This window comes from Streptomyces sp. BK79 (assembly GCF_044142145.1).
Classification (GTDB): Bacteria; Actinomycetota; Actinomycetes; order Streptomycetales; family Streptomycetaceae; genus Streptomyces.
On the sequence record NZ_JBHVOC010000037.1, the window covers coordinates 1 to 12,617 of the forward strand.

The following is a 12,617-nucleotide window of genomic DNA, read 5'->3' on the forward strand; positions in this document are numbered from 1 at the left end:
CCCCCCCCCCCCCCCGGGGGTGCGCGCCGCCCCCGTCCCCACGGTGCGGCGCGGGCAGGCCACCGTCCAGTCATCCCGTGGGCGGCGGCCTGGGTCTCAGGGGAGGCCGAGCGCGGGCAGCACGACGGCGTCCACGAACCCGACGAGGTACTCCGCGTCGGCCTGCTCGCCCTCGACGACGGGCCGCATCCGCAGCATGCCGAAGAGCTGGGCCGGCACGTACTCCAGCGCCGGGTGGCCGGCCGGGACCTCGCCCCGCGCGACACCGCGCTCCAGGATCGCGCGGAGCGCGGCGATCTCCGGCTCGACGAGCGCCTCGCGCAGCGCGCCCTTGAGTTCCGGGTCCTCCATGACGGCGTGGCCGAGGGCCTGGAGCAGCCCCGTGTCCCTGCCCGCTCCCTCGCCGGCGGCGCGGGCCGCCTGGCGCAGGTCCTCGGCGAGCGACCCGGTGTCGATGTCGGCGAAGCGCACCCGGCGGTTCGAGCGCAGCGCCGCGGCCACGAAGTGGGGCTTGGTCCGCCACTGGCGGTAGAGCGTGGACTTGCTGCACCGGGTGCTGGCGGCGATGCCCTCCATGGTGACGGCGTCGTAGCCGCAGGAGCGGATCTGGTCGAGCACGGCGTCGAAGAACTCCTGCTCACGCTCGGGCGTCAGCTTGGAGCGGCGCGAGGCGCCGGCCGGTTCCGGTCGGTCCGCGGCCTGCGGCGTCATCGGCTCTGCTCCTCTTCGCTTCCGGTTGCGGTACGGCGTCACTCAAGCGTTCCGCGCTTCAGTGTGTCGTATGTCCATCGATACGCCAGTGTACCGGTACACGAACGTATCGGTACACTGGCGTATCGGAACGAGGTCGTATCGATGAAAACCGTCTCACGCCCCCGTCCCTGTGAGCCACACGCACCACCGTCAGCGAAGGGGCCGGGGGATGAATGCCCGCACCGAGCCTGCAGCAGCAGAAGCGGGGCCGGACGCGCACGCGCGTCCCCCGCTGGTCCGTGAGCTCCTGCTCGTGGCAGGGCTCTTCCTCGTCTACAAGTTCGGCCGGCAGCTCGCCACGGGCCACACCGCCGAGGCCTTCCGCAACGCCCACCGCGTGTGGGACTGGGAACGCGCGCTCCACCTGCCCGACGAGGGCACGGTGCAGTCGCTGCTCCTGCACGGCGACGCCCTGATACACGGGGCGAACACCTACTACGCCACCGTGCACTTCCCGGCCACGGCCGCCTTCCTGGTGTGGCTCTATCTGCGGCGGCCCGCGCACTACGTCCGCTCCCGGCGGGCGCTGGCCGCGGTGACGGGTGCCGCGCTGGTGCTGCACCTGGTCTTTCCGCTCGCCCCGCCGCGCATGCTGGGCGCCACGGGCCTGATCGACACGGCCCGGGTGTACGGCCCCTCGGTCTACGGTCCCCCGCACGCCGACCAGCTCTCGAACCAGTTCGCGGCGATGCCCTCGCTGCACTTCGGCTGGGCGCTGATGCTGGCCATCGGCCTGATCGCCGCCACGCGGTCGCGGCTGCGCTGGCTGTGGCTGCTGCACCCGCTGGCGACCCTGCTGGTCATCGTGGGCACCGCGAACCACTACTGGCTCGACGTGATCGTGGCCACGGCCCTGCTCGGCCTCGCGCTCGCGGTGGCCCGCCTGTCGCCGCGGCCGCGGCCCACCGGTCTGCCGCCACAGCGGCGGTGGGCCCCGCCCCACCGCCGGCCGGCCTTGCGGCACCGTGTGGCGGACCGGCGCGAGCTGGTGGGGGCGGACCGATGAGCGCCGCCCTGATCGCCGTCCTGCTCTCCCTGGTCTCCGCGTGCGCGTACGCCGCGGCCGCCGTCGCCCAGGAGCGCCTGGCGTCCCGCGATGCCGGCGCGGGGGCGCTGCGCCTGCTGGCCTCCGGTGCCTGGTGGTGGTCGGTGGCGCTCAACGCCGGGGCGGCGCTGCTGCACGTCGTGGCCCTCAAGTACGGGCCGCTCACCGTGGTCCAGCCGCTCGGTGCGCTGACCCTGGTGGCGGCGGTGCCGCTCGGGGCCCGGCTGGCGGGCAGGCGGGTGAGCGCGGTGGAGTGGCGGGGCACCGGTCTCACCCTGCTGGGGCTCGGCGCCCTGCTGCTCACCGCGTCCGGTCCCGCGCCCGACGACGTCCTGAGCGTGCCCGAGGCGCTGGCGGTGTCCGGCGCGACGGCGGCGCTGGTCGGGACGCTGGCGTGGCCCGGTGCCCGGCCGGGGCTGCGGCACGCCACGGCGTCCGGCATCGCCTCCGGGGTCGCCTCGGCCCTCACCCAGACCGTGACCGTCGCCGTCACGGACCGTTCGGGTCCGCTGCTCACCCCCCAGGTGATCGGGGTGACGGTGCTGGTGGCGGCCTTCGCGGCGGGCGGTCTGCTGCTGGCGCAGACCGCGTACCGGGGCGGGCTGGGCGCGCCCCTGGCGGTGGTGACGCTGGCCAACCCGGTGGCCGCCGCGGTGATCGGGCTGTCCCTGCTCGGCGAGCGGCTGCGCGGCGGCGCGGGCGGCGTGCTGCTGGCGGCGGCCGGCGCGGCGCTGGCCGCCTGGGGCGTGGTCCAGCTGAGCCGGGCGACGCCGGGACGGCCCGACGGCACCGGACCGGTGACCGCCGGGCCGGTGGCCGCCGGCTCGATGGCCGCCGGACCGGTGCCCGAAACGGACCGGGCCGTCCCGGCGCCGCGAGCGGAACCGGGGCCGGAGCAGCCGGGGACGGTGCTGGTGCCCCGGCAGCCCGGGCCGGGGCGCCTCACGCGGCTGTGACCGCGCTCAGGCAAGCCCTTCGCCCAGGTCCGTGACGCCCTCGGTCCGGGCCCCTCGCCCCGGTCCGCGACGCTCGCCTCAGTCCGTGGCGATCGCCGGATCGCTCACCCCCGGACGGCCGTTCTCCACGTGCCCGGCGAAGCGCCGCAGGAACGCCGGGTCGGCCTCGGAGGTGACCGTCACGTCGTACCAGCGCCTGCTGTGCGCGAGGTCGACGGTGTGGTGCACGGTGGCGCCGGGGCGCACGGCGAGCGTGCGGCTGCGGCCGTCGTAGGCGTTCGCGACCCGCAGGCGGACCGTGCCGGACCCGGTGTTGGTGAGGGTCAGCCGGACGTCCTCGCCCCGGTGCCGCGCGGTGACCTCGGGGCCGGCGGCCTTGTTGTCGCCCTTGAAGACCCGCAGGAAGCCGTTGGGCCCGTGCACGGTCAGGTCGTACGAGCCGCCCGAGTACACCGAGTTCCAGGTGTCCGCGATGCTCTTGCCGGCCTCGGTGGTGTACGTCCAGGGGCCGTCGGCGCGGTTGCCGGAGGTGACGAGGAAGGCGGCACCGGCCTGGGCGCCGGAGGCGAAGGAGAGCGTGAACTTCCCGGCCGCCGCGTCCACGGCGCCGTCGGCGTGCGGGGCGTACCGCAGCGGGCGGGCCGGGCGCAGGCCGCGTTCCTGGCGGGGCATGCCGGGGTCGGCGGGCGGGGTCGGGCGGTAGTCCGGGTGGCGCTCGCGGTCCGGCGGCTCGTAGGCGTCGGTGTCCGGCAGGCGGGCCGGGCGGGGGTCCGTGCGGGAGAAGTCGAAGGCGCTGGTCAGGTCGCCGCAGATGGCGCGACGCCACGGCGAGATGTTCGGCTCGCGCACCCCGAAGCGGCGCTCCATGAAGCGGACGATCGAGGTGTGGTCGAAGGTCTCGGAGCAGACGAAGCCGCCCTTGCTCCAGGGCGAGACGACCAGCATGGGCACGCGCGGCCCGAGCCCGTAGAAGCCCTCCCGGTGCTTCGCGCCGCCCTTGTAGACGTCCAGGGAGGTGTCGACGGTGGACAGGCCCTGCGCGGCGGACTTCGGCGGCAGCGGCGGCACCACGTGGTCGAAGAAGCCGTCGTTCTCGTCGTAGGTGATGAACAGGGCGGTCTTCGCCCACACCGCCGGGTTGGAGGTGAGCGCGTCCAGGACCTGGGAGATGTACCAGGCGCCGTAGTTGGACGGCCAGTTGGAGTGCTCGGAGAAGGCCTCCGGGGCGGCTATCCAGGAGATCTTCGGCAGCTTGCCGGCCTTCACGTCGGCGCGGAGCCGGTCGAAGTAGCCGTCGCCGTTCTTCACGTCGGTGCCGGTGCGGGCCTTGTCGTACCAGGGGTCGCCGGGCTGGGCGTCGCGGTACTTGTTGAAGTACAGCAGGGAGTTGTCGCCGTAGTTGCCGCGGTAGGCGTCGTCGATCCAGCCCCAGGAGCCGGCCGCGTCGAGGCCGTCGCCGATGTCCTGGTAGATCTTCCAGGAGATCCCGGCCTCCTCGAGACGCTCGGGGTACGTCGTCCAGTCGTAGCCGAGTTCGTCGTTGCCGAGGACCGGGCCGCCGCCCTTGCCGTCGTTGCCCGTGTGACCCGACCACATGTAGTAGCGGTTGGGGTCGGTGGAGCCGATGAAGGAGCAGTGATAGGCGTCGCAGACGGTGAAGGTGTCGGCGAGCGCGTAGTGGAAGGGGATGTCCTCGCGGGTCAGGTACGCCATGGTCGTGGTGCCCTTGGCGGGCAGCCAGCGGTCGTACTTGCCGTTGTGGTAGGCGTCCTGGCCGTCGGACCAGCCGTGCGGCAGCCCTTCCAGGAACTGCATGCCGAGGTCGTCCGCCTCCGGGTGGAAGGGCAGCACCTCCGTGCCGTCGCCCTTGCGCTGGTGCCACACCGACCGGCCGCCGTCCAGGCTCACCGGGTGCGGGTCGCCGAAGCCGCGGACACCGCGCAGCCTGCCGAAGTAGTGGTCGAACGAACGGTTCTCCTGCATCAGGACGACGATGTGCTCGACGTCCTCGATCGAGCCGGAGCGGTGGTTCGCCGGGATCGCGGCCGCGCGCTCGATGCTCGCGGACAGGGCGCTGAACGCGGTCGTGGCGCCCGCGAGTTGGAGGAACCTGCGCCGGTTGACTTCGGGCATGGGTGATGGGCCTCTCGCCTTGGGGGGGTTCAACCGGCCGGGCGGCGCCGGATGATGACGTCATGCGCGCGAAAGGAGTGTTCCAGGAGCAGCAAACGTCAGGGAAGGGTCCGGTGGCACTGGTGTGAAGGTCACCGGTACGTGAGGTGTGCCGGTGCCACGTCCCGGGGATGGTCGCGATCATGACACGCATGCACACGGACGCGTCCCCGGCCCGACGGCCCGTACGCCAGCTCCTCGCCGCATCGGTGGGCAACGCCGTGGAGTGGTACGACTGGTACGCGTACACCTTCCTGGCCACCTACATCGCCGGCCAGGTCTTCCCCGAGAGCGCGGACAACTCGCTGGTGCCGCTGCTGTCGACGTTCGCCGTGTTCGCGGTGGGCTTCTTCATGCGGCCCGTCGGCGGGCTGCTGATGGGCGCGATCGCCGACCGGCGCGGGCGGCGCGCCGCGCTGACGGCCACCATCCTGCTGATGGGCGGCAGCAGTCTGCTGGTGGGCCTGACCCCGACCTACGCGGCGGCCGGTGTGCTGGCCCCGGTGGTCCTGGTGGCGGCGCGGCTGCTCCAGGGCCTGTCGGTGGGCGGCGAGTTCGCGGCGTCGACGACCTTCCTGGTGGAGTCGGCGGGGCCGGGCCGGCGCGGCCTCTTCTCCAGCTTCCAGTACGTGTCGACGACGGCCGGGCAGCTCGTGGCGTCCGGCGTCGCGACCCTGCTCGTGAACACGCTGAGCGAGGGGGCGATGAACGGCTGGGGGTGGCGGGTGCCGTTCGTGCTCGGGGCCGTGCTCAGCCTGGTCGGCTTCTGGATCCGGCAGGGCGCCGAGGAGACCCGCAGCGCCGAGCAGCGGAAGGCGCCGCGTCCCGGCCTGTTCGAGGCGCTGCGCCGCCATCCGCGCGAGTCCCTGCTGATCTGCGGCATCACGGCGGGCGGCACGATCGCCTACTACACCTGGACGTCGTACCTGCCGACGTACGCGGAACTCAACACCGGGCTGGACAAGGGCGACGCGCTGCTCGCGGGCACGATCTCGCTCGCCTTCTTCGCGCTGCTCCAGCCGCTCGGCGGGCTGCTCTCCGACCGCTTCGGCCGCCGTCCGCTCCTGCTGTTCTTCGGCGTGGGGTTCGCCCTGCTGAGCGTGCCCCTGCTGCACGCGCTGCGCGACTCGTTCGCCGTCCTGCTGCTCGTCCAGTGCGCCGGCATGATCCTGCTGACCGGCTTCACCTCGATCAGCGCCGCCGTCAACGCCGAGATTTTCCCGCCCCGGGTGCGGGCGGCCGGCATCGGCTTCCCCTACTCGCTCACGGTCGCCCTGTTCGGCGGCACGGCACCGTACGTGGGCACGCTGTTCAAGGACCTGGGGCATGCCGGGCTCTTCCCCTGGTACGTCGCCGGCCTGTGCCTGCTGTCGTCGGTGGTGTACCTGCGGCTGCCGGAGACGGCGCACAAGGAGCTGGAGCGCTGACCTCCCGCGTACCGGGCGTGCCCGGTACGCGGCGGGTGGGGACGGCGGGTGGGGACGGCGGGTGGGGACGGCCGTGTGCGGCGGCCGTCCCCACTCCCCTTGTGGGCGGCGGGGCTCAGCGGCGGCGCCCGCGCGGTCGCGGCACCTCCATCTCCGCCAGCCGCGGCCCGTCCCCGTCCTGGACCCGCCGCCATGCCTCGCGGTAGAGGACGGCGACCGGCCGGAAGGGCACGACGACGCCCAGGACGGGCGTCTCGCCGTCGAGCAGGTCGTACATCGGCAGCTTCCACCGCTCCAGCGGGAGGTGCGGCAGCGGCAGCCGGGTCCACCCGCCGGGCAGGAACAGGGAGCGTCCGGCCTTGGGGCGGCTGCCCTCCACGACCAGGTCGGTGGCCGCGAGTTCGGCGCGGGCGGCACGGAGCCGGGCCGTTCCCCCGCGCTGTCCGCCCCAGCCGGTCCAGCGCGCCGCGTTGCGGTCGGTGGGGTCGGGCAGGGCGAGCAGCATCAGGTAGAGCGCGGCGGCGTCCGCGCCGACGCCGTACCGCCCGGCCACCTCCCCCACCAGGTCGGGCACGGAGCGGGCGGGGTCCTGCGGCCACCACCGTCCGTCCGGGTCGCGCTCCCCGGCCACCGGGTCGCCCGGGTCGGCGAGCAGGTCGGCGAACCGCTGGTCGTGGACCAGACGCAGGGCGCGCTCCAGGGCATCCGGCCGTCCCCCGGCGGACAGGGCCGTCAGGTGGGGATCCTGGCCCGTTGCGTCCAGCAGGGCGGGCCGGACGGCGGCGACGGGCTCGGGGTGGGCGGTGCCCAGCAGGAGCGCGCCGTACCGCACGAAGTCGTCGCCGGTCTCCTCCGGGTCTCCCGCGGCCCGGCGGAACGCCTCCCAGTCGGCCCTCCTGTCGACCCCGAGCAGCAGACCCGGGTGGGCCAGCCGGTCGCGCAGCGCCGTCAGTACGCCCGGCAGGGCGGCCCGGATCGGATCGCCGGCCGGGAGGCGGTGGGCGAGCCACGCGGCCAGCGCCGCCGCGCCCTTCAGGACGCCGCCGTCGAAGCCGGGCGCCCGCTCGGCGGACTCGGCCCGGAAGCGCCCGAGCCTCCAGGTGAGGTCCCGGGTCAGCCGGGGCTCGGCGGCCGGGTCGGCGAAGCCCCGCAGGGCGTCGGCCGGTGCCCACCCGACGGGGTCGACGCCGCGGACCGCGTCGTGGAGCACGTCCTCGGGCAGGGGGGTGCGCCGGCCCAGCCGCGCGTTCCAGACCTCGGCGGCGGCCGCGGCGTCGGGGCCGTGCGTCCACAGCCGGGACGGCTCGGCGGGCAGCAGCGCCGCCACCACGGCCCGCAGGGCGTCCATGTCGAGGGAGCGCAGCTCGTCCTTGGCCACACGGGCGTCGGCCGCCTTCACGCCGATCGTCCTCAGCGTCGCGGAGGGCACGGCCACGCGCTTGTCGTCGACCTGCGGCATCCCGGCCAGCACGAGGCGGGCGGTGGTCGGGGTGACGCCGGTGAGCCGGGCGAACTCCTCGGCCGCCTCGGGGCGCCAGGGCGCCGGGCCGCGCTCGGCCAGCTCGGCCCGGAAGGCGGCCACCCAGCCGGGCGCCCGGGCCGGCTCGGGCACGAACGGCTCGTCGGACACCAGGGTGTAGGGCGCGGGTGTCTCGAAGCGGCCGGACGGGTCGTGGTGCACGGCGCCGTAGTGCCTGCCGCTCGGCCCGTCCGGGGCGTACTCGCGGACGAACCTGTACCAGTCGCCGGGGAAGGCGAGGAACGCGCCGCCGCCCAGGTCGAGAAGGGACCCCTTCGGGTACCCCTGGACCCCGCCGGGACCCTGGAACACCGCCGGGTCCACCACCAGCCGGACCCGGCGCCAGTGGCCGGGCACCAGCTCCGTCAGGTCCCGCGCGTCCAGCTCCGCCAGGTACGCGTCGAGCGCCTGCCGGTGCTCCGCCACGGTGGCCTCCGACGCGGCCCGCAACGCCAGGACGGCGGGCAGTTCGGGCAGCGCGACCGCGTTCACGCTCTCCAGCGACGCCTGCTTGGCCAGGGACACGTGGACGGTGCCCGCGGGGGCGGGCCCGGCCGGATCGCGCGTGGAGCGGGCGAGCAGCTCCGGCAGTCCGAAGATGCCGTGGTCGAAGTCGTAGTACCCGCGCTTGTCGCGTTCGGTCAGGCCCACGCCGTTCAGCGCCGAGGCGAGCAGGCGGTCGCCGATCACGGGCCGGGGTTCCTCGGGGGCGTCGCCCTGGACCGCCGCGTCCAGCCGGGTGAGCGCCTCGTCCAGGACGCGCTGCTGCTCGGCGGCGAAGCGCGCCACGCCGGCGATGCCCGCGCGCAGGGCCTCGTGGCCGACCCGCGGCAGCAGGGTGCCGATCAGGCCGGTCAGCGGGTCGGGGGCGGCCGCCTCGTCCCCGGCCGCCCTCTCCTCCCCGGGCACCTCCTCGGCGGCCGCCGCCAGCAGCGCCGCCGCGGTGTCCTCGCCGACCCGGCGGAGCGCCGCGGAGCCCTCGGGGTCGCGGGGCTGGAGCAGATGCCAGTAGCGCAGGGGCGGCAGCAGGGGGGTGCCCGCGCTGAAGGGCCCGGCCGTCTGGCCGTGGGAGACCTCGGCGACCACCCTGCCCTCGGCGTCGAGGAGCCGGATGTCGCTCGACCACCGCAGCACGGTCACGGGCCGGTCGGCGCCGGGGAACACCAGCGCGTGTTCCGGCCTCGCACCTACTCCGGCCGGCACGACGACCGAGCGCCCGGCCAGGTCCTCGCCCCGCCGCGAACCGTCGGGCAGCGTGGTCACCCGCCAGCCGAGCAGCCCGTCCACCGGGGCGCACAGCGGACCCGGTACGGCGCGGGGGGCGGGCCGCAGCCAGCCGCTGTCCAGGACGCTCCCCTCCCCGGCGGTGCGCGGCCCCTCCTCGAACCAGTCCGGGACGCCGGGCTCCCCCACCGTGTCGCCCACGGGGTCGTACGCGTACCAGGCGCTGTTGCCGTCGTCCGCCCAGTCCTTGACCCACACCCAATACGAGCGGCCGTCGCTGATCACCGGCCGGCTCGACGGGACGTGGGTGTCCCCTCGGCGCAGCACGCCGTGGCCGGTGGCGCGCCCGCCGCCGGGCAACGGGAGGGAGGCGGGAGGCATGCCGTTCATGCCGCCGGTCCCGTCCGCGGCGCACAGGTAGGAGTGGCGGGCGTCGCCGGTGACCAGTACCGGTGCCGAGGCGTCGGCACCGGCACCGGCGTCGTACCAGTAGCCCTGCGCGTCGGACGTGTCGAAGGAGTACCAGGTGACGAGGAGTCCGCCGTCGACGTAGCGGATGTCGGCGTGCCAGCGCTCCCCGGGCAGGCGCAGCTCGTGGCGGAGCACCGTGCCCTCCGCGCCGATCACCCGCGCGCGCGTGCCGCTGAGGACGGTCAGGTACGGCCAGGCGTCACCCACCCGCGTCTTGCGCGCCGCCTCCCGGGACCCGGGTGTGCCGACCGCCTCCTCCCAGGCGGGCCAGCCGAGTTCGTCGAGGATGCCGGTGCGCAGGGTGCGGGCGAGCGCCGGGGCCATGCCGGTGGCCAGTGCTTCCCGTACCGCGTCCTCGGCGGTCGCCAGGACCTCGCCCGGCAGCCACTTCAGCGTCTCGAACGGGCCGGAGTAGCGGCCGAATCCGCCCAGCTCCGTGGTCCGGTAGCGGCGGCTGACGTCGGCCACCCACGCGGCGAGCAGCGGGCGCCCGCCGGGAGAGCCGGCCAGGGTGGTGACGGTGCGCCGGTCGACGTCCTTGCGCTCGTAGGTGGGGCAGCCGCGCCGGAAGGCGGCGTGGAAGCGGTCCTCGGCCGCCAGGGCGACGAGGTCGCGCCGCCGGTCGCCGGCCGCCCAGCCCTGGAGGTTGAGGCCGCGGCGCTCGTCGGGGTCCGCGACCGGGACCCCGAGGTCCAGGAGCTGGTCGAGCAGGTCGACGTGTCCCACCGGGGGCGGCAACGCGCCGCCGGACGCGGTGAGTTCGGCGCGCAGCACGTCGGCCATCCGGTCGACGAGGGGGTGCAGCTGTGCCGGTGCGAGGTGGTGCCCGCCGGTGCCGCACAGGGCGAGGAACCGGCGCGTCCAGCCGGCCGTTCCGTCGGGGGAACGCTCCTCGGCGGGCAGGCCGGCGTCGCACAGTCCGGCGGTCGCCCCGGTCCGCTCCAGCAGGTCGAGCCACTGGGACAGCTCCTCCTGCTCCCAGTCCGCGGGCAGCACGCCCAGCAGCGTGCCGCGGACGGCGGGCTCCCGCCGGGACAGTTCCAGCAGGGCGGCCCGGTGGGCCTTCCACCAGGCGGGGGGTGCCTTGGCGGTGCCCGGCAGGGGCAGGATCTCGCGCAGGTAGGCCATCTCCTCGGCGAGCGCGTTCCCGCCCGCGGCCGCCTTCGCCAGCCGGCGCAGGTCGGACGCGCCGGGACCGGACGGGGCCACGCCGTGCGCGGCGAGCCGGACGAACAGCCCCCGCAGGTGCCGGAAGGCCGTCGCGGCCGGGACCCTGGAGGAGAGCCCCTTGGCGTAACCGGCGAGGACCTTCGTCGGCATCGCGTCGGCCAGGGCGAACTCCAGGAAGACGGCGTCCATGCGCGCCTCGTCGAACGGCAGGGAGTGTGCCGTCTCGGCCTTGCGCGCGTTGACGAACATCTGGGACGCGTACGCCTGCTGCCCGGCGGCCAGGAACACCCGGCCCGCCTGCTCGTAGAAGGTCGGCAGGAAGTGCGGTACGGAACCCGCGAGCCGCTCGCCGATGGACTCGTAGGTGGCGCGTGCCTTCTTGGCCCGGGACCGCACCAGCCGCGCGACCTTGTCCATCTCCTCGACCAGCGACATGGCGAGGTGGCCGTCCGAGGGGTGCCGGACCAGTATCCATTCGGGGAAGCCCAGGGCCTGGTGCTGTCCGACGCCGACCTCCACCGGGTCGCCCTCGGGTTCGAGGCCGAGGAAGCCGCTCTCCTGGTCGCCGGTGAGGTCCTCGGCGGTCAGGCGCACGACGGTCCGGCCGTCCAGGGCCGGATGCCGGTAGGCCCGGGCGAACACGGGCACGGCCCGGTCGCCTCCCCGGGTGGTGCCCGGCGGGAGCACCGCACCGGCGCGCAGCAGCTCCTCCACCTCCGCCGTCGCCCCGTCGGGTGCGGTCCCGTCGCTCATGCTCGCGTGCCTTTCCTCGGTGTGCACCGGTGTGGCGTTCACTCGGCGCCGTCCGTCGCCCGGGCGCCGTCCGTCGACCCGGTGCCGTCCCTTGGCGCGCTGCCGTCCCTTGGCGCGGTGCGGCCGGCGTGCAGGGCCGCGGCCATGCGCATGCCCTCGGACCAGGCCACGGGGCCGATGTCGGCCGCCGCCAGCCGCCGGTGACCGTCCTCGTCGTTCCAGACCAGGGTGCCGGTCCAGGCCTTCTCCTCGGTGTAGGGATCGCTCATGCCGACCGTGGCGGTGACGATGCGCCCGGCGTCCCGGATCCGGTCGACGACACTGCTGCCGGAGACGGTGTAGCCGAGGGCCGTGGCGCGGGCCGAGAGGTGGAACCACGACCGGTACTCGGCGCCGGCGAACTCGCGGACCTCGGCGGCGCCTTCGAGCGCGGCGGGCCTGAGCCAGGTGGCCCGGTCGAGTTGCTCGACGCCCTGGACCACGCCCGACTCGGCGGCGTAGGCGCGCAGTTCGTCCAGACCGGTCAGGAGCACCGGATGGGGCAGGGTCACCGTCGGGGCCGTCAGACGGACGCTCTGCCCGGCCGCGTTCACCACCCGCAGCGCGCCCGAGTCGTCCGCGTCCCGCAGGAAGCCGACCTGTCCGGGGCCGTCACCGGCGACGACGACGTCCCGCAGCGCGTTCCGCCACGCCTCGTCGGGCCAGACCCGCGCCAGCAGAGCGGTCGGCACCGGCAGCGAGGAGACCATCCAGGTGGTGACCCGCGCGGCGCACTGGGCCGCGTGCCGGTCCAGCCACTGGGCGAACCGCTGGAGTTCCACCACCTCGGGCCGGTCCCGTATCTCCGCCGGCAGGGTCCTCTCCCGCTTCGCCTCCTGTCCGCCGCGGACCGTCGTCGGTGCCGCCCGGGCCACCACCCGGCCGTCCACCAGGGCGACTTCGTACGTGTCGCCCGCTGCCAGCCAACCCATGGATGTCTCCGCCTCTCCCCGCACCAGGAAACCGGCACAGCCCGTCCGGCGGCCCGACGGGCTCGCCTCGCTGTGACGTCGGGCGCAACCCTAGGGGCACCCACCGACAGCCCCCGGCGCCCGTCCTTCCGCCGGGCGGAAGAGGCGTTGCCCGCC

The 12,617-nt window shown here is 75.1% G+C and carries 7 protein-coding genes; 3 read left to right on the forward strand and 4 right to left on the reverse strand.

Going from position 1 to position 12,617, the window contains the following annotated elements:
* Positions 1-96: 96 nt before the first annotated feature.
* Complete coding sequence (locus ACFIF2_RS33510; RefSeq protein ID WP_395577051.1) at positions 97-711, reverse strand: TetR/AcrR family transcriptional regulator C-terminal ligand-binding domain-containing protein; 615 nt, start codon at positions 709-711, stop codon at positions 97-99.
* A gap of 211 nt (positions 712-922) precedes the next feature.
* Here ACFIF2_RS33510 and ACFIF2_RS33515 point away from each other — a divergent pair, with 211 nt between their 5' ends.
* Both ACFIF2_RS33515 and ACFIF2_RS33520 read left to right on the forward strand, forming a co-directional pair.
* The gene (locus ACFIF2_RS33515) at positions 923-1,759 is read left to right on the forward strand and encodes a phosphatase PAP2 family protein (protein ID WP_395577052.1); all 837 of its coding nucleotides are present in this window, start codon (positions 923-925) and stop codon (positions 1,757-1,759) included.
* Positions 1,756-2,754, forward strand: a complete 999-nt coding sequence (locus ACFIF2_RS33520; RefSeq protein ID WP_395577053.1) for a hypothetical protein — start codon at positions 1,756-1,758, stop codon at positions 2,752-2,754. The genes ACFIF2_RS33515 and ACFIF2_RS33520 overlap by 4 nt, the downstream gene beginning before the upstream one ends.
* A gap of 78 nt (positions 2,755-2,832) precedes the next feature.
* Here ACFIF2_RS33520 and ACFIF2_RS33525 read toward each other — a convergent pair whose 3' ends face one another.
* Positions 2,833-4,887: a phosphocholine-specific phospholipase C gene (locus ACFIF2_RS33525; protein WP_395577054.1), complete on the reverse strand. Its 2,055-nt coding sequence runs from the start codon at positions 4,885-4,887 to the stop codon at positions 2,833-2,835.
* A gap of 170 nt (positions 4,888-5,057) precedes the next feature.
* On the opposite strand from ACFIF2_RS33525, the gene ACFIF2_RS33530 reads away from it, so the two are divergent.
* Positions 5,058-6,353, forward strand: a complete 1,296-nt coding sequence (locus ACFIF2_RS33530; RefSeq protein WP_395577055.1) for an MFS transporter — start codon at positions 5,058-5,060, stop codon at positions 6,351-6,353.
* Positions 6,354-6,468: 115 nt separating this feature from the next.
* Here the strand turns inward: ACFIF2_RS33530 and ACFIF2_RS33535 are convergent, their stop codons facing one another.
* On the reverse strand, positions 6,469-11,490 hold the full coding sequence (locus ACFIF2_RS33535; protein WP_395577056.1) for a DNA-binding protein: 5,022 nt from the start codon (positions 11,488-11,490) through the stop codon (positions 6,469-6,471).
* Positions 11,491-11,528: 38 nt separating this feature from the next.
* Positions 11,529-12,461: a DUF4132 domain-containing protein gene (locus ACFIF2_RS33540; protein WP_395577057.1), complete on the reverse strand. Its 933-nt coding sequence runs from the start codon at positions 12,459-12,461 to the stop codon at positions 11,529-11,531.
* Between the last annotated feature and the right edge of the window lie 156 nt (positions 12,462-12,617).

What these genes read in the sequence shown, in the direction of transcription:
- ACFIF2_RS33520 (WP_395577053.1), top strand. Translation starts at nt 1,756, where the DNA reads ATGAGCGCCGCCCTGATCGCCGTCCTGCTCTCCCTGGTCTCCGCGTGC.
- ACFIF2_RS33535 (WP_395577056.1), bottom strand. Translation starts at nt 11,490, where the DNA reads ATGAGCGACGGGACCGCACCCGACGGGGCGACGGCGGAGGTGGAGGAG.
- ACFIF2_RS33515 (WP_395577052.1), top strand. Translation starts at nt 923, where the DNA reads ATGAATGCCCGCACCGAGCCTGCAGCAGCAGAAGCGGGGCCGGACGCG.
- ACFIF2_RS33530 (WP_395577055.1), top strand. Translation starts at nt 5,058, where the DNA reads ATGGTCGCGATCATGACACGCATGCACACGGACGCGTCCCCGGCCCGA.
- ACFIF2_RS33510 (WP_395577051.1), bottom strand. Translation starts at nt 711, where the DNA reads ATGACGCCGCAGGCCGCGGACCGACCGGAACCGGCCGGCGCCTCGCGC.
- ACFIF2_RS33540 (WP_395577057.1), bottom strand. Translation starts at nt 12,461, where the DNA reads ATGGGTTGGCTGGCAGCGGGCGACACGTACGAAGTCGCCCTGGTGGAC.
- ACFIF2_RS33525 (WP_395577054.1), bottom strand. Translation starts at nt 4,887, where the DNA reads ATGCCCGAAGTCAACCGGCGCAGGTTCCTCCAACTCGCGGGCGCCACG.